At 70.8% G+C, this 18,159-nt stretch carries 16 protein-coding genes and 1 riboswitch; of the genes, 10 read left to right on the forward strand and 6 right to left on the reverse strand.

Annotation, left to right across the window (positions count from 1 at the left end; all coding sequences use genetic code 11):
- Positions 1 to 39 precede the first annotated feature (39 nt).
- Positions 40 to 1,251, reverse strand: a complete 1,212-nt coding sequence (locus ADK36_RS09685) for an MFS transporter (protein WP_053196993.1) — start codon at positions 1,249 to 1,251, stop codon at positions 40 to 42.
- Between the two features lie 141 nt (positions 1,252 to 1,392).
- Between ADK36_RS09685 and ADK36_RS09690 the strand changes: the two genes are divergently transcribed.
- Complete coding sequence (locus ADK36_RS09690; protein ID WP_053196995.1) at positions 1,393 to 2,628, forward strand: ROK family transcriptional regulator; 1,236 nt, start codon at positions 1,393 to 1,395, stop codon at positions 2,626 to 2,628.
- Positions 2,629 to 2,734: 106 nt separating this feature from the next.
- Here ADK36_RS09690 and ADK36_RS09695 read toward each other — a convergent pair whose 3' ends face one another.
- The 3 genes from ADK36_RS09695 to ADK36_RS09705 form a co-directional block, all read right to left on the reverse strand.
- Positions 2,735 to 3,493, reverse strand: a complete 759-nt coding sequence (locus ADK36_RS09695) for an SDR family oxidoreductase (protein WP_053196997.1) — start codon at positions 3,491 to 3,493, stop codon at positions 2,735 to 2,737.
- A 115-nt stretch (positions 3,494 to 3,608) separates the two neighbouring features.
- Positions 3,609 to 4,496: an RNA polymerase sigma-70 factor gene (locus ADK36_RS09700; protein WP_048584382.1), complete on the reverse strand. Its 888-nt coding sequence runs from the start codon at positions 4,494 to 4,496 to the stop codon at positions 3,609 to 3,611.
- A gap of 113 nt (positions 4,497 to 4,609) precedes the next feature.
- On the reverse strand, positions 4,610 to 6,946 hold the full coding sequence (locus ADK36_RS09705; protein WP_053196999.1) for a chitinase C-terminal domain-containing protein: 2,337 nt from the start codon (positions 6,944 to 6,946) through the stop codon (positions 4,610 to 4,612).
- A gap of 175 nt (positions 6,947 to 7,121) precedes the next feature.
- A riboswitch (FMN riboswitch) is annotated at positions 7,122 to 7,252 on the forward strand.
- A gap of 145 nt (positions 7,253 to 7,397) precedes the next feature.
- Here ADK36_RS09705 and ADK36_RS09710 point away from each other — a divergent pair.
- The 9 genes from ADK36_RS09710 (at position 7,398) to ADK36_RS09750 (ending at position 14,864) form a co-directional block, all read left to right on the forward strand.
- On the forward strand, positions 7,398 to 8,015 hold the full coding sequence (locus ADK36_RS09710) for a riboflavin synthase (RefSeq protein ID WP_048584327.1): 618 nt from the start codon (positions 7,398 to 7,400) through the stop codon (positions 8,013 to 8,015).
- Complete coding sequence (locus tag ADK36_RS09715; RefSeq protein WP_048584328.1) at positions 8,012 to 8,653, forward strand: nicotinamide mononucleotide transporter family protein; 642 nt, start codon at positions 8,012 to 8,014, stop codon at positions 8,651 to 8,653. The genes ADK36_RS09710 and ADK36_RS09715 overlap by 4 nt, the downstream gene beginning before the upstream one ends.
- Positions 8,650 to 10,032, forward strand: a complete 1,383-nt coding sequence (locus ADK36_RS09720) for a bifunctional 3,4-dihydroxy-2-butanone-4-phosphate synthase/GTP cyclohydrolase II (RefSeq protein WP_048584329.1) — start codon at positions 8,650 to 8,652, stop codon at positions 10,030 to 10,032. The genes ADK36_RS09715 and ADK36_RS09720 overlap by 4 nt, the downstream gene beginning before the upstream one ends.
- A gap of 25 nt (positions 10,033 to 10,057) precedes the next feature.
- Entirely contained in the window at positions 10,058 to 10,543 is a 486-nt protein-coding gene (ribH, locus tag ADK36_RS09725) for a 6,7-dimethyl-8-ribityllumazine synthase (RefSeq protein WP_030038615.1), read from the forward strand.
- 34 nt (positions 10,544 to 10,577) lie between these two features.
- Positions 10,578 to 10,850, forward strand: a complete 273-nt coding sequence (locus ADK36_RS09730; RefSeq protein ID WP_031486114.1) for a phosphoribosyl-ATP diphosphatase — start codon at positions 10,578 to 10,580, stop codon at positions 10,848 to 10,850.
- Between the two features lie 50 nt (positions 10,851 to 10,900).
- Positions 10,901 to 11,752 (forward strand): ATP phosphoribosyltransferase, encoded by an 852-nt coding sequence (gene hisG / locus ADK36_RS09735; protein ID WP_048584330.1) that lies wholly within the window; start codon positions 10,901 to 10,903, stop codon positions 11,750 to 11,752.
- Between the two features lie 19 nt (positions 11,753 to 11,771).
- Positions 11,772 to 12,230, forward strand: coding sequence for a PH domain-containing protein (locus ADK36_RS09740; protein ID WP_048584331.1), 459 nt, complete (start codon positions 11,772 to 11,774; stop codon positions 12,228 to 12,230).
- 223 nt (positions 12,231 to 12,453) lie between these two features.
- On the forward strand, positions 12,454 to 13,779 hold the full coding sequence (locus ADK36_RS09745) for a hemolysin family protein (RefSeq protein ID WP_048584332.1): 1,326 nt from the start codon (positions 12,454 to 12,456) through the stop codon (positions 13,777 to 13,779).
- On the forward strand, positions 13,776 to 14,864 hold the full coding sequence (locus ADK36_RS09750; protein WP_048584333.1) for a hemolysin family protein: 1,089 nt from the start codon (positions 13,776 to 13,778) through the stop codon (positions 14,862 to 14,864). Before ADK36_RS09745 ends, ADK36_RS09750 begins: the two co-directional genes overlap by 4 nt.
- A gap of 125 nt (positions 14,865 to 14,989) precedes the next feature.
- On the opposite strand, the gene ADK36_RS09755 is transcribed toward ADK36_RS09750, so the two are convergent.
- The gene (locus tag ADK36_RS09755) at positions 14,990 to 16,852 is read right to left on the reverse strand and encodes an AAA family ATPase (protein WP_048584383.1); all 1,863 of its coding nucleotides are present in this window, start codon (positions 16,850 to 16,852) and stop codon (positions 14,990 to 14,992) included.
- A gap of 435 nt (positions 16,853 to 17,287) precedes the next feature.
- A complete protein-coding gene (locus tag ADK36_RS09760) occupies positions 17,288 to 17,908 on the reverse strand; it encodes a uridine kinase family protein (RefSeq protein ID WP_078916490.1) in 621 nt (206 codons plus the stop codon).
- Positions 17,909 to 18,159: the final 251 nt, after the last annotated feature.

Below are 18,159 nucleotides of genomic sequence, written 5' to 3' on the forward strand. Positions count from 1 at the left end.
GGGGCTGACGAGGACCGACCACGCCGTGGAGCGAGGCATTCAGGGCCGCGGGTCGGGAACCGCCGTGTCCGGGCGGCCGGCCTTCGGGCGGTCACGGTCGCCCGTGCGCAGGACCCGCGCGAACACGACGATGCCCGACGACAGCACGGTCACCAGGCAGAAGGACACCACCAGACTGGTGGCCTGGGCGATTCCGCCGATCGCGCTCGGTGCGATCAGCCCCGAGGTGTAGGTGATCGTCGCGACGCCCGCGATGGCCAGCGAGGGGTTGCTGCCACTGCGGCCCGCGGCCGCGAAGCACAGCGGAACGACCACCGCGATGCCCAGCCCCAGCAGCGCGAACCCGGCCATCGCCGGCGCCGGTTGGTCCGACACCACGATCAGCAGTCCGCCGAGCGTCGCGAGGAGGCCGCTGAACCGGACCGTGCGCACCGCGCCGTAGCGGTCCACCACCCTGTCGCCGACGAACCGGGCGAGCGCCATGGTGAGCGTGAAGCCGGTCGTGCACGCCGCCGCGAGACCGGCCGAGGTGTCCAACTGGTCCCGCAGATAGACCGCCGACCAGTCCAGGCTCGCGCCCTCCGCGAAGACCGCGCAGAACCCGACCGCGCCGATCAGCAGCGCCGACCGGGGCGGCAGCGCGAACCGGGGCGGCGGCTCCTCGTCCTCGGCGGGCTGGAGGTCGAGCACCCACTGACAGGCCACAGTGCCGAAGACGGTGAGGGCCACCGCGGCCAGCGCGTGGTGCAGCCGGGCGTCCGAACCGAGGTGCGCCGCGAGCGTGCCGGCGGCCGAGCCGATCAGGGCGCCCGCGCTCCACATGCCGTGCAGCCCGGACATGATCGACCGGCCGAGGCGGTTCTCGACCTCGACGCCGAGCGCGTTCATCGCCACGTCCGCCATGCCCGCCGTGGCGCCGTAGGTGAACAGGGCCAGGCACAGGGTCAGCAGGTTGGGGGCGAGGGAGGGCAGGGTGAGGGCCATTGTCCACAGCGCGATCAGTCCGCGCAGGGCGTTGCGGGCGCCGAAGCGATGGCTGATGCTGCCCGCCAACGGCATCGCGACGGAGGCGCCGAGCGCGGGGAAGGCGAGCGCCAGCCCCAGTTGGCCCGCACTCACCCCGGCGTGGTCCTGGATCCACGGCACACGCGTCGCGAACGAGCCGGTGACGGCGCCGTGCACGGCGAAGACGGCCGCCACGGCGTACCGGGCGCGCCGCACGTCGCGCGGTTCGTAGACCACCTCACTCATTGTCCGGCCCCTCCCGGTCTTCGCCCGGCACGCTCTGACGCCGCGCGTAAACTATCAGGGTCCCTGCCTGATAGATAGGGGGCATGAGAGGGCGTCCCGGTCGCCCGCCGCCCGGCCCCACTGATCTGGAAGGATCCCGGCATGCCCGCATCCCCGAGTACCGCCCGGGTCATCAACGACCGGCTCGCCCTGCGACTGCTCCAGCAGGAGGGCCCGTTGACGGCAGGGCAGTTGAAGCAGCTGACCGGCCTGTCCCGGCCGACCGTCGCCGACCTCGTCGAGCGCCTCACCGACGCCCGACTCATCACGGTGGTCGGCGAGGCCGGGGCACAGCGGCGCGGGCCGAACGCCAAGCTGTACGGCATCGTCGCCGACCGCGCCCATCTCGCGGCGCTGGACGTGCGTACCGAGAGCGTCTCCGTGGTCGTGTCCGACCTGGTCGGGGCCGTGCTCGCCGAGGCGTCGGTGCCGATCGGCGGCGACACGGGGACCGGGCCCGCGGTGGAGCAGGCGGTGACGCTGGTGGAGCGGGTCGCGAAGGAGGCCGGGGCGGACCGGCTCCATACGGTGGGTATCGGCGCCCCCGGGCTGATCGACCCGGTCACCGGCGAGCTGCGTGACTCCTCCAGCCTGCCCGCATGGCACCGCCGCCTGGTGGCAGCCCTCCAGGAACGTTTCCCCGAAGCCCGCGTGAACGTCGAGAACGAAACCAACCTCGCCGCTCTCGCGGAACAGCGCGACGGAGTGGCCCGGGACCGCGACACCTTCGTGCTGCTGTGGCTGGGCCACGGCACGGGCGCGGCCGTGGTCCTCGACGGCTCGCTGCGCCGAGGCGCCTCCGGCGGAACCGGAGAGATCGGGTTCCTGCCGGTGCCCGGGACGTCGGGGCCACCGTCGGCGCTGGACTGCGCGGGCGGGTTCCACTCACTGGCGGGGTCGGCGGCGATCGTGGAGCTGGCGGAGACGTACGGGCTGACCGTCGACGCCGCGTCCGTGCCCGAACCGCTCGCCGCCGGTGTCGTGAGAGCGGCTGTGGCGCTGGTGGCGGGGGCGAGCGGGGAGCACGCCGGAGACGAGGACGCCAAGGGCTCCGGGGCGTCCGAGCGTTTCCTCGACGCCTTCGCCGACCGCCTGGCCCTCGGCGTCGCCGCCGTCGTCGCCGTCCTCGACCCCGGCTGCGTGGTCCTCGGCGGGGAGGTCGGGCAGGCCGGCGGCGAGGTGCTCGCCGGGCGGGTGGAGGAGCGGGTCCGGCGGATGTCGCCGTTGGCGACGGTGGTGCGGACCACCGGCCTGGGCGGGAGCGCCGTCCTGCGCGGAGCACTGCTCACCGCGCGGGACGCCGCGCAGGACGAGTTGTTCACGCCGCCGGACCGGTGACCCGACCGGCCGTACGGTCCCTCAGAGGGCGTCGCCGGTCGGGCCCCTGCCGGGCCTGTGCCGGCCGGAGCCCGCCCACGGCGTCCGGCGGCCCGGAAAGCCTGGATCAGACTCGCCGCCCACCACCCCCGACCCGCCGCCCGAGATACTCCTCGAACGTCCCCTTGCCCACCACATGCTCCGGCGCCAGATGACCGCCGGAGCGGAAGGCCTCGTACGCCTTCCCCCGCAGTGGCACGCGCAGGACGAGCCTCCTGCGGCCCGTTGCCTTGAGGTAGGCGCGGGCCAGGGAGTCGAAGGTGCGTACCTCGGGGCCGCCCATGTCCTCGACCCGGCCGGCCGGGGAGCCGAGGGCCAGTTCGGCCAGCCGGTCCGCGACCTCCGCGACTTCGATGGGCTGGTCCTTCACGTGGGCCGGCAGCAGCAGCACCGGCGACTTGGACAGGATCCCCAGCACCCGCACCAGCAGATCGTGGAACTGGGTCGCACGCAGCACGGTCCAGCCGAGCCCCGACTCCTCCACCAGCCGCTCCACGGCGAGCTTGCTCTTGTAGTAGCCGAACGGCACCCGGTCGACGCCGACGATCGAGATGTACACGAGGTGCCGTACGCCGCCCCTCCGCGCCGCGGCGATCAGGTGCGCCGCCGCCTCCTCGTCACCGCCGTTCGGTGAGCTCGCGCAGTGCACGACCGTGTCCACGCCGTCCATCGCCGCGTCCAGGCCGGGCCCGCCCTTGCGCAGGTCGACGGCGTACGGCTGGGCGTGCCGGCTGAGCACCCGTACCTCGTGCCCGTCCGCCCGCAGCCGCTCGGTGACGAGCCTGCCGAGTGTTCCGGTGCCGCCGGTCACCAGGATCTTGGTCATGCTGTTCAGTCCCTTCGGACGCGGGGCGCTCCCGGGTGGATCGCCCCTCGCCAGCTGGGACCAAGTACCCCGCGTGAAATGTGACAGCCGCGGACGGTCCTTTTCGGCGCCTCCGCTACGCCCGTGCCAGCTGCCGACGCACGAAGTCCAGCTTGTCCGGGTTCGCCACGGCCCGCGCATGCGCGATCAGCCCGTCCCGCAGCTCGAACGCCACCACCGAGAGCAGGGTGTCGCCCTCCCACACGGCCAGCGCGGTCGTGCCGTTGATCTCGACCGCCGTGAAGTCCACGCCGACCAGGAACGTCCGCGTCGCACCCGCGAGGAAGCGGAACACCTTGTCCCGGCCCTCGATCGGCCGCAGGGCCGCCGAGGCCTTGCCGCCGCCGTCGCTCGACCAGACGACGTCGGCGGCCAGCAGCTTCTCCAGGCCGCCCAGGTCGCCGTCGCGGGCCGCCGTGAGGAACGACCGGACCAGTTCCTCCTGCCGCTCGGGAGTCGACTCGAAGCGCGTCCGCTCCTCACCGACCCGCTGGACCGCCCGCCGGTACAGCTGGCGGCAGTTGGCCTCGGTCAGATCCAGCGTCTCGGCGATCTCCCGGTGGCCGTACGCGAACGCCTCCCGCAGCACGTACACGGCCCGCTCGGTCGGGGTGAGCCGCTCCAGCAGCACCAGCATCGCCATGGACACGGCGTCCCGCTGCTCGGCGGATTCCAGGGGCCCGAGTGCGCCGTCCGAGGTGACCACGGGTTCCGGCAGCCAGGGCCCGACGTACTGCTCGCGCCGGGCCCTGGCCGAGGTCAGCCGGGTGAGGCAGAGGTTGGTGACGACCTTGGCGAGCCAGGCCGCCGGATACTCGATCGCGGTACGGTCCGCGCCGCTGAAGCGCAGATACGCGTCCTGGACGGTGTCCTCGGCCTCGTCGGCGGAGCCGAGCATGCGATACGCCAGGCCGAACAGCCGCGGGCGATGGGTCTCGAACTCGTCGGCGAGCGCGGTGGTCATGCCCTCAGCCTGCCAGAACCGCAGGTGGCGGGAGTCGCGGGAGTCGCGGGAGTTGGGAGACCCGGCGGCGGGCAAGGGCCGTCGTCACCGCCGCCGGGCCGACTGCGCGGGGCTCAGCAGGCGCCGAGGTCCTGCCACACACCCCACTCGCCGGTGGTGCCGGGCTCCTCGCCCTTCGTCCACCACCTGGCCTTCCACGAGTGCCCCTCATGGGACACCGTGCTACCTCCGCCGTACTCCGTCGTGGCGTTCCAGGCGGAGTTCGCGCACTCTCCACTGGAAGAGGTGGGGGAGGGGGAAGGGGTTCCCGGCCCGGGCTCCACCACGGTCGTTCCGCGTGCGAGGTTCCCGGCCAGCGCGTATGTCCTCCCGCCGAACGCCACCGTCCAGTTGGACGGCGTCGACACCGGCAGGTAGTACACGAAGTCCAGCTCCACCGACGCTCCCGGCGCCAGCGTCTGCCAGGCCGGCAGTTTCAGGGACACGCGGTGGTGGTCGCCCTTCAGGCCGCCGACGTAGTTCCCCGTGTGGTCGCTGCGGATCACCGAAGTCCCCCAGCCAGACTGGTCCTTGGCGTTCCCGGGCGCCGAGGTGCCGTAGTCGAACTGGAACTCCGTGCCGCCGGGCAGCGTCGCCGTGGAGTTGTTGGTGATCCTCAGCTTGGGGCTGATGGGGTAGTTGGAGTCGCCGAGCGGGAACTGCCCGAAGTCGACGTCGATGTTCAGTGCCTCGGCCGGCAGGCCGGCCGTCGACCGCTTCGCGCCGTACGGGGACGCCGACTTGAACTTCTCGTACATCGCGGAGGTCAGCGTCGATCCCGGCTCGTACTGCCCCTTGGCCGCGTTCCAGCCGTAGTCGCCGGCCAGTTCCCACACCATCGTGCCGCCGATGCCGTGGTCGACGACGTAGTCGGCCTTGGCGTTCACCGACTGCTCGTCCTCGGTGGACAGGAACACCTTCTTCTCGGCGTTCCACAGCCAGGGGGCGACCAGCGTCGAGTCGTACTTCCGGGCGTACGTGCCGGTCAGCCGGGTGTCGGCCGGGAAGCCGTACTTGGTGACGTAGTCCCCGACCACCCCCTTCTCCAGGTTCTTGGCGTGCCACATCGGGTTCGAACCCGCCGGTGACTCCTCGCCGTCGGTGTCGAGGTCGTGCCAGAGGTTGTCGATCCCGACGGCTCCGTCACCGCACTTGGTCAGTCCGGAGCCCGCCGGGCAGGCCGTCGAGGGCGCCTTGCCCCACAGGCCGTCCGTACCGCCCGTGACGTTCTTGAATCCGCGGGTGTAGTAAGGGAGTCCGATGTTGATACGCCCCGCCGGCATCGAACCGCGGAAGTAGTGGTACGCCCAGTCGGTGTTCAGATAGCCGATTCCGCCGTACTGGGACGTGGAATACACGCCCGCCGCCGCGAGTTCGGCGTCCTTTCCGTCGTCGAAGAGAGAAGCGTTCGGACCGACGTACTCGTTCCAGGCGCCGTGCAGGTCGTACGACATGATGTTGACGTAGTCCAGGTACTTCTGGACCTGGAACGTCTCCATGCCGCGCAGCAGATATCCGGAGGAGGGTGCGGCGACGGAGAGGAGATAGTGCCTGCCGTCCGCCGCGCCCGCGCGGTCGAGCCTCTCGCGCAGGGTCTTCATCAGCGCCGCATAGCCCTTGACCAGGCCGGACCGGCGGGCGTTGGAGAGGGGCCAGTCGAACGGATGGCCGGCGTCCTTCATGGACGTCGGGTACTCGTAGTCGATGTCGACGCCGTTGAAGCCGTACTTCCTGATGAAGTCGACCGTCGAATCGGCGAAGGTGTCGATGCCGGACTGGTTGACCGAGCCGTCGGCGTTCGTGGCCATCGAGTAGAAGCCGCCCGAGTTCACGCGCGTACCGCTGTCGTCGAAATAGCCGCCGGTCTCGGCCCAACCGCCCACCGAGATCAGCGTCTTGACGTCCGGGTGCTGCTTCTTGAATTTGTTCAGCAGATTGAAGTGGCCCTTGTAGGAGAACCCCGGGTCCATCGTCGCGCCGCTCACGCCGGGCCAGGTCATGCCCGTCGCCGGGTTCGTCGCGCCGTCCGTGCCGACGGAGATCCTGTTGCCGCTGTCGATGTGCGCGAAGGCGTAGTTGAGGTGGGTGACCTTGTCCCACGGGATGTCCGGGGCGAGGTAGGCGGGCGTGCCGTCCTTGCCGGTGCGCCAGCCGGTGAAGTAGCCGATCACCCGGCGCGGGTGGTCGGCGCCCATCTTCTCCCGTCCGGCCGCGTCGTAGACCGAGCAGTAGGGGACGTCCGCGCCGGGCGTCCGGTAGAGGCCGTCGGGGCGGCAGGACTCCTGGTCGGCGGCGTGGGAGACGGTCGCGGGGAGGCCGGCCAGGACCAGGCCGGCGATCGTGCCGAGGGCGGCGAGCAGGGCAGGTCTCGCTCGCTTGCGTGAGGCTCGGTTGCGTGAGGGGGACAGCAAGTCGGTTCCTCTCCACGGAAGTTGCGCAGACCCTAGGGAGGACTAGACCAGTGCGTCAATAGGTATGGACCAATCCCGGAGCGGAGAAGTCCAGCCAAGTGACCTGTGAGCCACCCCACAGAATTCGCTCGCATGGACGCCGATCAGGCGTGGCACACTGGCTCTGTACCAGAAGCAGCGCACTCCGGGGTCGGTGAAAGTCCGAACCGGCGGTTACAGTCCGCGACCCGGTCGCCTCCAGCGGCCGGTTGACCAGGTGAAATTCCTGGACCGACGGTTAAAGTCCGGATGGGAGGCAGTGCGCGGCGGGCGGGCATTCGTGCGCGCCGCCGTATTGGTTCGCCCCGTGGCGAGCCCTGTTCGGCGTCGCCCTCGGTGTTCCCGCTCGTACATTCTGTCGTCATCGACAGCCCCGGAGTCCGTGCCCGAATGAGGCAGGAGGACCCGGGAAGTGTTCACCGGAATCGTCGAAGAGCTGGGCCACGTCACGGCTGTCGAGACCCTCGACGACGCCTGTCGCTTCCGACTGCGCGGCCCCGTCGTCACCGACGGCGCGAAGCACGGCGACTCCATCGCCGTCAACGGCGTCTGCCTCACGGTCGTCGACCACGAGGGCGACGAGTTCACCGCCGACGTCATGGCCGAGACCCTGAACCGCTCCAGCCTGGGCGTCCTCGCCGTCGGCTCCCGCGTCAACCTGGAGCGCCCCACCGCCGTGGGCGCCCGCCTCGGCGGGCACATCGTGCAGGGGCACGTCGACGGCACCGGTCAGGTGCTGGAGCGCAAGCCCTCCGAGAACTGGGAGATCGTCAAGATCTCGCTCCCCGCGGACCTCTCCCGGTACGTCGTCGAGAAGGGCTCCATCACGGTCGACGGCATCAGCCTCACCGTCGTCGACGCCGGGCCCGACTACTTCACCGTCAGCCTCATCCCGACCACCCTCGACCTGACCACGCTCGGCCTGAAGCAGCCCGGCGACCCGGTCAACCTCGAGGTCGACGTCATCGCCAAGTACGTCGAGCGGATGCTGGGCGACCGGCTCTCCTCCGAAGGGGCGACGGCCAAGTGAACTCGCTGAACTCCGAGGCGTTCGCCCTGTTCGGCCAGCACATCCTCTGGTCGGACATGATCGGCAACCTCTTCGGCCTCGCCGCCCTCGCCCTCGGCTGGCGGCGGTCCATATGGACCTGGCCCGTGCAGTTCCTGGCCGGCCTCATCCTCTTCGGGGCCTTCTTCGGCCACCTCACCGGCAGCGCGGGCAAGCAGGCCGTCGTCATAGTCGTCGCCCTGTTCGGCTGGTGGCAGTGGCAGCGCGGCAAGGGGCAGACGGAGGACGGCCACATCGCCGTACGGTTCGCCACCTGGCGCGAGCGCGGCGCGATGATCGCCGCGGCCGCCGCCGGCACCGTCGCGGTGGCGCTGCTCTTCAAGGCCTACCCGACCCTGTCCTGGGACCCCTGGCCCGACGCCTACATCTTCGTCGGCACGATCGTCGCCATGTACGCCCAGGCGCGCGGCATGGTCGAGTTCTGGTTCGCCTGGCTGCTCGTCGACCTGGTCGGCGTGCCCCTCAACTTCGCCAACGGCTACGCCTTCTCCGGCTTCGTCTACGTCATCTACGGCGCACTCGTCCTGTGGGGCATGCGCGACTGGTGGCTGCGCTCCCGCAAGAACGCGCGGCCCGTCCTGGAAGGAGCGCCGGCATGACCACGGCAGCGACCCTGTACAGCACCGAAGGATTCGAGGACCTCCGACTCGACCCGATCGAGCAGGCCATCGCCGACATCGCGGCCGGCCGCCCGGTCGTGGTCGTCGACGACGAGGACCGGGAGAACGAGGGCGACCTCGTCATCGCCGCCGAGCACGCGACCCCCGAGATCGTCGCCTTCATGATGAGCGAGTGCCGCGGCCTGGTCTGCGCCCCCATGGAGCCCGAGGAGCTGGAGCGGCTGGGACTGCCGCAGATGGTCCAGGACAACACCGAGTCGATGAAGACCGCGTTCACCGTCTCCGTGGACGCCTCGGGCGCACACGGCGTGACCACGGGCATCTCGGCCTCCGACCGGGCCACCACGCTCCAGCTCCTCGCGAGCGGCAACGCGGAGGCGTCCGACTTCGTCCGCCCCGGCCACATCTTCCCGCTGCGCGCCCGGCCCGGCGGCGTCCTCGTCCGCAACGGCCACACCGAGGCCGCCGTCGACCTCGCCCGCCTCGCGGGACTGCGCCCGGCCGGCGCCATCGTCGAGATCGCCGGCGAGGACGGCGAGATGCTGCGGCTGCCCGAGCTGATCCCGTTCGCCCGCAAGCACGGCCTGACGATCGTCTCCATCGAGGACCTGATCGCCTACCGCCGCGACGCCGAGCGCCCGAAGCCGGCCCAGCAGGAGCCGGTACCCGCCGGGCAGCGGCCGGTCCTCGCCGAGCAGCGGCTGCCGGCCCAGCCGACCGTCCGCCGCGAGGCCGAGGTCCACCTGCCCACGGCCCACGGCGCCTTCACGGCGTACGGCTACCGCACCACCACCGACGGCGTCGAACACGTCGCCCTCGTCCACGGTGAGATCGGCGACGGCGAGGACGTCGTCGTCCGCGTCCACTCCGAATGCCTCACCGGGGACGTCTTCCACTCCCTGCGCTGCGACTGCGGCCCCCAGCTGGAGGCGGCCCTGGAACGCATCCAGGCCGAGGGCCGCGGAGTCGTCGTCTACCTGCGCGGGCACGAGGGCCGGGGCATCGGCCTGATGTCCAAGCTGCGCGCCTACGAGCTCCAGGAGCGCGGCCGAGACACCCTCGACGCCAACCTCGAACTCGGCCTGCCCGCCGACGCCCGCGACTACGGCGCCGGCGCGCAGATCCTGGTCGATCTGGGCGTGCACAGCGTGCGCCTGCTGACCAACAACCCCGACAAGACGGACGCACTCACCGGACACGGCCTCAAGGTCACCGAGCGGGAGCCGATGCCCGTACAGGCGGGTGAGCACAACCTGACGTACCTGCGCACCAAGCGCGACCGGATGGGGCACGACCTGCCCTGGCTGGACCCGGCTCCCGGGGCCCCGGCCGCCCTGTCCACCTGCACCAACCAGTAAGAGCACACCGAGGAGACGCAAGAACGTGAGCGGCAAGGGCGCACCGGAGCTGTCCGTACGCAATGTGGGCGACCTGCGGGTCGCGGTCATCGCGGCGCAGTGGCACGAGAAGGTGATGGACGGTCTGGTGGACGGCGCGCTGCGCGCCCTGCACGACCTGGGAATCGACGAGCCGACCCTGCTGCGGGTCCCCGGCAGCTGGGAACTCCCGGTGGTCGCCAAGGTCCTCGCGGGCCGCGGCTACGACGCGATCGTGGCCCTCGGTGTCGTCATCCGCGGCGGCACCCCGCACTTCGAGTACGTGTGCCAGGGCGTGACCCAGGGCCTGACCCAGGTGTCGGTCGACACCGGGGTCCCCGTCGGCTTCGGCGTGCTGACCTGCGACACCGAGGAGCAGGCCCTGGACCGGGCGGGCATCGAAGGCTCCAACGAGGACAAGGGGCACGAGGCCGTGACGGCGGCCGTGGCCACCGCCGCCACCCTCCGCTCAGTATCTGAGCCGTGGCGTTAGGTGGACCGGCACTACGCGTAAAGTGGGCGCCACCATGTCCAAGAAGACGTTCGAGGAGCTCTTCACCGAGCTCCAGCACAAGGCCGCAAACGGCGACCCCGCCACTTCCCGCACCGCGGAACTGGTCGGCAAGGGCGTCCATGCCATCGGCAAGAAGGTCGTCGAAGAGGCCGCCGAGGTCTGGATGGCCGCCGAGTACGAGGGCAAGGAAGCGGCCGCCGAGGAGATCTCGCAGCTGCTGTACCACGTCCAGGTGATGATGGTCGCTCGCGGCATCTCCCTGGACGACGTGTACGCCCACCTCTGAGCACCAGCACATCCGCACACCCGTAAGAGCGAACGAAGGAAGCCGACCTCATGCTGCGCATCGCCGTCCCCAACAAGGGTTCCCTGTCCGGCCCTGCGGCGGAGATGCTGCATGAGGCCGGATACCAGCAGCGCCGCGAGTCCAAGGAACTGCGGATCGTCGACCCCGAGAACGACGTCGAGTTCTTCTACCTCCGCCCCCGCGACATCGCCATCTACGTCGCCTCCGGGCAGCTCGACATCGGCCTCACCGGCCGTGACCTGCTGATCGACTCCGGCGCCAACGCCGAGGAGATCCTCGCGCTCGGCTTCGCCCGCTCCACCTTCCGCTTCGCCACCAAGCCGGGCACCGTCGGCGACGACCTGGCGGACCTGAACGGCAAGACGGTCGCCACCTCCTACGAGGGCATCGTCGCCAAGCACCTCGCCGACCACGGCATCGACGCCTCCGTCGTCCACCTCGACGGCGCCGTCGAGACCGCCATCCAGCTCGGTGTCGCCCAGGTCATCGCGGACGTCGTCGAGACCGGCACCTCACTGCGCAACGCCGGCCTGGAAGTCGTCGGCGACCCGATCATGAAGTCCGAGGCCGTCGTCATCCGCCGCACCGGCGCGGACGGCGAGGAACCCAAGGTCCAGCAGTTCCTGCGCCGCCTCCAGGGCGTCCTGGTCGCGCGGACGTACGTGATGATGGACTACGACTGCCGGGTCGAGCAGCTGGAGAAGGCCGTGGCCCTCACCCCGGGCCTGGAGTCGCCGACCGTCTCGCCGCTGCACAACGAGGGCTGGGTCGCGGTCCGGGCCATGGTTCCGGCCAAGGAGGCCCAGCGCATCATGGACGACCTGTACGACATCGGCGCGCGGGCCATCCTGACCACGGCCATCCACGCCTGCCGCCTCTGACCCGAGGGGCCGTACACCGATGTCCTCCGAACTGCCCACCCTGCCCGTCACGTTCCGGCCGGGCCGCACCCGGGCCGTCCTGCTCACCGCCGGCGCCGCGATCTTCGTCGTGATCACGGCGGTCGCGCTGCTGCTGGAGAAGCTCGGCCCCGGCGAGCGCCTCAGCTTCATCTTCACCGGCGCCCTGATGTTCGGCGTGCTGGCCATGCTGGCGCGGGTGAAGGTCGTCGCCGACGACTCCGGCGTCACCGTGGTGAACATCGCCTCCAGGCGCCGCCTGGAGTGGGCGGAGATCGTCCAGGTGAACCTCCGTCCGGGGGACCCCTGGGTGTTCCTCAACCTCAGCGACGGCACCAGCCTGCCCGCGCTCGGCATCCAGCCGGGTATCGCCAAGCAGCGCGCCATCGCCGACGCACGCACGCTGCGGGCGCTTACCGAAGCCCGTGTCGTCAAGGATCCCGAGGAGCGCCAGGACTGACTCGGACGGTCACCGGGGCTGACTCGGAGACGTTCACCCTGCCGTAAATCCCGATGTCTTGATTAATCTGTTGGCGGAGGCGTTTTCTGGCGCCTCCGCCCCTGATGTTCCATCCGGTCTTCAGAGGCCCCCTGCTACCCGAGGAGTGATTCCCTCCAGCGATGGACGGATCGTCCTGTAGTACCTGCGCCGCCCCCTCCCGACATACCGGGGCGGCGGCATCATGAGCGTCCCCTTGCTGCTTCTGGCAGCCGCGTTCCTCCTGATTCTCGCCAACGGCTTCTTCGTGGCCGCCGAGTTCGGCCTGGTCACCGTCGAGACGACGGACGCCGAGAAGGCCGCGGCCGAGGGCGACCGACGGGCCCACCGGGTCGTCGAGTCGCTGAAGGAGCTGTCCTTCCAGCTCTCCGGCACCCAGCTCGGCATCACCATCACCTCCCTCGTCGTCGGCATGCTCGCCGAACCGGCGCTCGCCGAGCTGCTCGGCGGCCCGTTCACGGCGATCGGCATCCCCGAGGGCGCGGTGCCCGGTGTGGCCGTGGTCGTCGGCATGCTGCTGGCCTCGGCCGTGCAGATGGTGATCGGCGAGCTCGTGCCCAAGAACTGGGCGGTGTCCCGGCCGATGCAGGTCGCGCGCTTCGTCGCCGGCCCGCAGCACGCGTTCGCACGTCTGTTCCGCCCGGTGATCGCCGGGCTGAACTCCGTCGCCAACCGTCTCGTGCGCGCGATGGGCATCGAGCCCGCCGAGGAGCTGGCCTCCGCCCGTACCCCCGGCGAACTCGTCTCCCTGGCCCGCCACTCCGCCCAGGCCGGAGCCCTGGAACAGGACACCGCGGATCTCTTCGTACGGACGCTGTCGCTCGCCGAGCTGACCGCGCAGCACGTGATGACCCCGCGCGTGAAGGTCAGCGCGCTGCAGTCCTCGGCGACCGCCGAGGACGTGGTGAACCTGACCCGCGCCACCGGTCTGTCCCGCTTCCCGGTCTACCGCGAGAAGATCGACGAGATCGTCGGCATGGTCCATCTGAAGGACGCGCTGGCGATCCGTTCGAGTGATCGTCTGCGCACCCCGGTCGGCCGTATCGCCCGCCCGGCGCTGCTGGTCCCCGAGACCCTGCCGGTCCAGCCCCTCCTCGCCCAGCTGCGCAGTGAGCAGCCCATCGCGGTCGTCGTCGACGAGTACGGCGGCACGGCCGGCGTGGTCACGCTGGAGGACATCGTCGAGGAGATCGTCGGCGAGGTCCGGGACGAGCACGACGGCCAGGACGTGCCCGAACTCGCCGCCGCCCCGCCGGAGGACGGCCGGCCCGCCTGGGACGCCGACGGCAGCTGCCGTGTCGACATCCTCCAGCGCATAGGACTCGACGTGCCCGAGGGGCCGTACGAGACCGTCGCCGGACTCGTCGCCGACCTGCTCGGGCGTATCCCGGCCGTCGGTGACAAGGCGGATCTGCCGGGCTGGCGGCTGTCGGTGCGCCGGGTCGGCCACTACCGCGCCGAGCGGGTCCGGCTGGTCAGGACCGGCGCCGTGGTGGAGGTCGCCCGATGAGCCTGCTCCAACTCCTCTTCGCCGCGCTGCTCGTGCTCGCCAACGGCTTCTTCGTCGGCGCCGAGTTCGCGCTGGTCTCGGTCCGGCGCAGCCAGATCGAACCGCTGGGCACGGCACGGGCCCGTCAGGTCCTGTACGGCCTGGAGCGGCTGCCCCAGATGATGGCGGCGGCCCAGTTCGGCATCACCGTCTGCTCGCTGACGCTCGGCGCGGTCGCCGAACCGACGGTGGCACACCTGCTGGAGCCGCTGTTCGAGTGGGTCCATCTGCCGCAGGGCATGATCCACCCGCTCACCTATGTCATCGCGCTCGCCGCGGTGGTCTTCGCCCACCTGGTCATCGGCGAGATGCTGCCGAAGAACCTGGCGATGGCGGCGCCGGAGAAGGTCGCGCTGTGGCTCAGCCCCGGCCTGGTCTACTTCGCCCGATTCTGCCGGCCGATCACGGTGGCCCTCGGCGCCGTCGCGCAGGCCATCCTGCGGCTCTTCCGCGTCGAGCCGAAGGACGAGGTCGAGGCGGTGTTCACGAGCGAGCAGCTCAACCGCCTCGTCGAGGACTCCGGCCAGGCGGGCCTGCTCGACCCCGAGGAGCAGGAACGTTTGGGGGACGCCCTGGAGCTGGGCTCCCGCCCGGTGACGGATGTGCTCCTCAAGCGCGAGTCCCTGGTCACGGTCAGCCCCTCGGTCACCCCCGGCCAGATCGTCGCGCTCACCGCCCGCACCGGCTACTCCCGCTTCCCGGTGGCGGCGGAGACCGGCGCCTTCATGGGCTACCTGCATGTGAAGGACGTCCTGGACCTGGAGGAGTCGGAACGCGCGGTGCCGCAGCACGTCTGGCGCCCGATGACGACCCTGCGCTCGGAACTCCCCCTGGACGACGCCCTCACGGTCATGCGCCGCGCCGCGACCCACCTGGCCCAGGTGGCCGACGCCTCCGGCAAGGTACTCGGCCTCGTCGCCCTGGAGGACGTACTGGAACTCCTGGTCGGCGAGGTCCGCGACCCCGCCCACCGGGAGCTGCCGGAGGTACGGGTGACGGGACCGCGCCTGAGCACAGGGGAGCCGGAGGGAGCACTGGCGGGCTGACCCGGCCAACCCAGCCCCTCCGGCGTTGAGGAGCGGGGGTCCAGGGGGCGGCAGCCCCCTGGCGGGGTCGAAGGGGCGGAGCCCCTTCAAGGAAGGGACGGGTAGGGGCGGCGGGGGCGAGAACCTCACATGGCCGACGGGTCCTGCGGCCCCCTCCCCGACAGCACCTCCCCGTACGCCTGCATCAGATCCGGCAACCGAAGTGTCGACAAGTCGTCCCTCGTCAACGCCCCCGGATAGGTCGACAACCGCAGATCCCGGTACGCACAGCTCTTCTCGTACAGCGTCCGCAGGAACCGCCCGTTGCCCAGCTCGTCGATCCACCCCTGGTCGACCACATGCCCGGCGATGGACCGCAGCTCGTCCAGGGCCTCCTCGTCCCAGACGTCACCGTTCTCCGTGGCGAGCACCTCGCCGATCGACGTCAGTTCGAGGGGGCGGTACGAGGGGAAGTCGACGCGGGTCGTGAAGCGTGAGGACAGGCCGGGATTCGCGGCCAGCAGCCGGTCCATGCCCTCGGGATAGCCGGCGAGGATCACCACCAGGTGGTCCCGGTTGTCCTCGGCGCGCTTCAGCAGCACCTGCAGGGCCTCGTCGCCGTAAGCGTCGCCCTTGCCGTAGCCGGAGTTGGAGAGGGAGTAGGCCTCGTCGACGAAGAGGACCCCGCCGAGCGCGGAGTCGATGAGCTCGTTGGCCTTCACGGCCGTCTGGCCCAGATACTCGCCGACCAGATCGGCCCGCTGGGCCTCCACGAGATGGTCGCCGCCGAGGAGCCCGAGGGCGTAGAAGACGCGGCCCAGGATGCGCGCGACCGTGGTCTTGCCGGTGCCCGAGGGTCCGGAGAAGACGAAGTGCCGTTTGGGCGGCTGCACCGGCAGGCCCTGCCCGGCGCGCAGCCGGGCCATGTTCAATTGGGCGGACAGCGCCTTGACCTGGCGCTTTACGGGCTCCAGGCCCACCATGCGCTCGAGTTCGGCGAGCGCCTCCTCCAGTAACTGGGGATCGGTCGGCCCGGCCGGCAGCGGCTGCGACGAGACGGCTGTCTTCTCGCGCACCGCCGGATCGACCACCGAGGGCAGCGGACCGGCCGGCGGGAGGTCCGGGTCCGGATCCGACAGTTTCAGGTCCCGCCCCTCGATCCCGAAGAGCGGGTCGAGCCCGTCGGCCACGTCCCCGCCGAAGCCGGTGAGCGTGATCGCCGCGAGATCGGCGGTGTCGTCGTATCCGTCGCCCTCGGCGATGGCCGCGAGCCGGGCCGAGGTGTCCATGAAGGCGGGGTCCACGCGGTGCACCGCGCGGTACAGGGGGAGCGCGGCGGCGGAACGGCCCGTGCCCTCATGGGCCCGCGCCAGCCAGTACCGCAGCTCCTTGCGCTGCGGCTGCTCACTGCGGCACCGCATCAGCGCGGCCGACAACAGCGGCTCGGCCTGCCCGTACATCTCGAGGCGGACCCGCGCCATGCCGCCGAACAGGCCCGCCTCGATGCCGAGCAGCGGGTCGTCGAGCAGCGGGTCGGTGTGCCGGACGAGCTGCTCCCAGTCCTTGACCAGATAGGCGCGGCAGGCGTGCAGAAAGCGGACCTGGTGGTCGGTGTCCACGGGCGGCAGCCCGGCCAGCGCCCGGTCCAGCTCCGGCACGTGCCGGCCGTCCAGCCAGTGCGAGGCGTGGGCGAGCAGCAGATCGCGCGGGCTCTCCAGCACCGGCTGCACCCACCAGCCCAGCCAGTACCAGGAGTTGATGGTCCGCCGGTGCCGGGCGCGCTGTTCCCCGAAGCGCTCCCGGTGCCGGACCATCCGCAGCAGCGCGGTCGTCGTGTCCACGCGCAGCGCGTGCAGGCCGAGCCAGCCGTCGGCCATCCCGGGGTCGATCCGTACCGCGGTGCGGAACTCCTCCTCCGCCTGCGGATAGGCCCCCATCGTGTAGGCATCCACACCTCGCAACCAGGCGAGGTCGGCCGGGGCCTCGGGGCCCTGCGTGCCGAAGTCCATCACGTCCCCCACAAACCGTGCCCCCGTCGGTTGGCCGGTGCTCGCCCGTCGGCCGCCTTGATCAGCATGATCGAACCACCGTGCCGCGGACCGGAGTTGCAACGGTGCGCGGAGCAGCCGTCGTAGTCGCACCGAGGTCATCGTACCTGCGAGGGTGTCGCCCGCCCCAGGGTGCCGCACCGGCCGTTTGGCGAGGTGGGAGCAGATCGGGCGGAGCGCGCTCGGTGACCGAGGGTGAGCGAATCGCGCCTCTCGGCGCCCGAAAAGGGAAGTCCGGGCAGAACGAAGCCCCCGATCACGGGGGAACAACCGGGGGCTTCGCGTCTGGGGGCGGCTTCGAATAGCCGCACATTGAGAACGTAAGTCCTGTACGGCCCCCGGGTCAAGCAGAGTTGAGGCACTCCGCGAACTTGCCCGAAGAGGCTCTTCACAAGTTCAGCACATTGCCGATGGGTCATCACCGTGCGTGACGGCCTGGTCCGGTCCAACGGTCCCGGCAGGCCCAGGAATTACCTCATATCCCTTGCCGCACTGCCGAACCAGAAGGTCGGCGAAGGGCCGGGACGGGTCCTCGGCGAAGTGCCTCAGCTCCGCCCCGACCCACCCGTCCCAGAACTCCCGCTGCTCCTCCCCGTCCCGCGAGCGGCCCCGCGTCCAGGACTCCTCGCGGGGGAGTTCCATCCACAGCAGCTGGGCGAGATGCGGGCGCAGCGCGCGGCGGCCGGCGCCGACGCCCTCGACCACGATCACCGGGGCGGGCGGAACGGCGAGGGGCGGTCCGAAGCGGCGGGCCCGCCAGTCGTAAGGGGTGTAGTGGGCGGTCTCGCCCCGGGTGAGCGGCTCGATCACCTGGGCCAGCAGGCGCCCGGTCCACTCGAACAGCTCGTCATGGCTCGCGATGTCGTCGAGGCGCAGCACGGGGGCGTCGCCCAGCTCCCGGGCCAACTGCCCGGCGAACGTGGACTTTCCGGAGCCGGCGTGCCCGTCGACGGCGATCAGGCGGGCCGGGCCGCAGGACGGCGGGAGGCGGCGGAGCCGGGTGGCGAGGTCGTGAATCGTTCTTCCTGAAGTGAGACGGGGCGGTGGGCATATCTCTTTGGAACATTCTAGTAGGGGGTGAAAGCGGTTGTGAAAGCGGTCGCGGAGCGGGATGGGCGGGAGAACGAGAACGAGATGAGAAAAGGTGTCACTTTGAACTAGCTTCCGGATGTCCGCAATGCCGCCGAAAAACTCCGGCCACCCCGCTGAAATCTACGTTCCGGTTGAGCCGCACGCTGAGTAAGGTGCCTTGAGTGCAACTGTGAGGC

Origin of the sequence: Streptomyces viridochromogenes (assembly GCF_001270495.1) — a bacterium.
GTDB lineage: Bacteria > Actinomycetota > Actinomycetes > Streptomycetales > Streptomycetaceae > Streptomyces > Streptomyces viridochromogenes_A.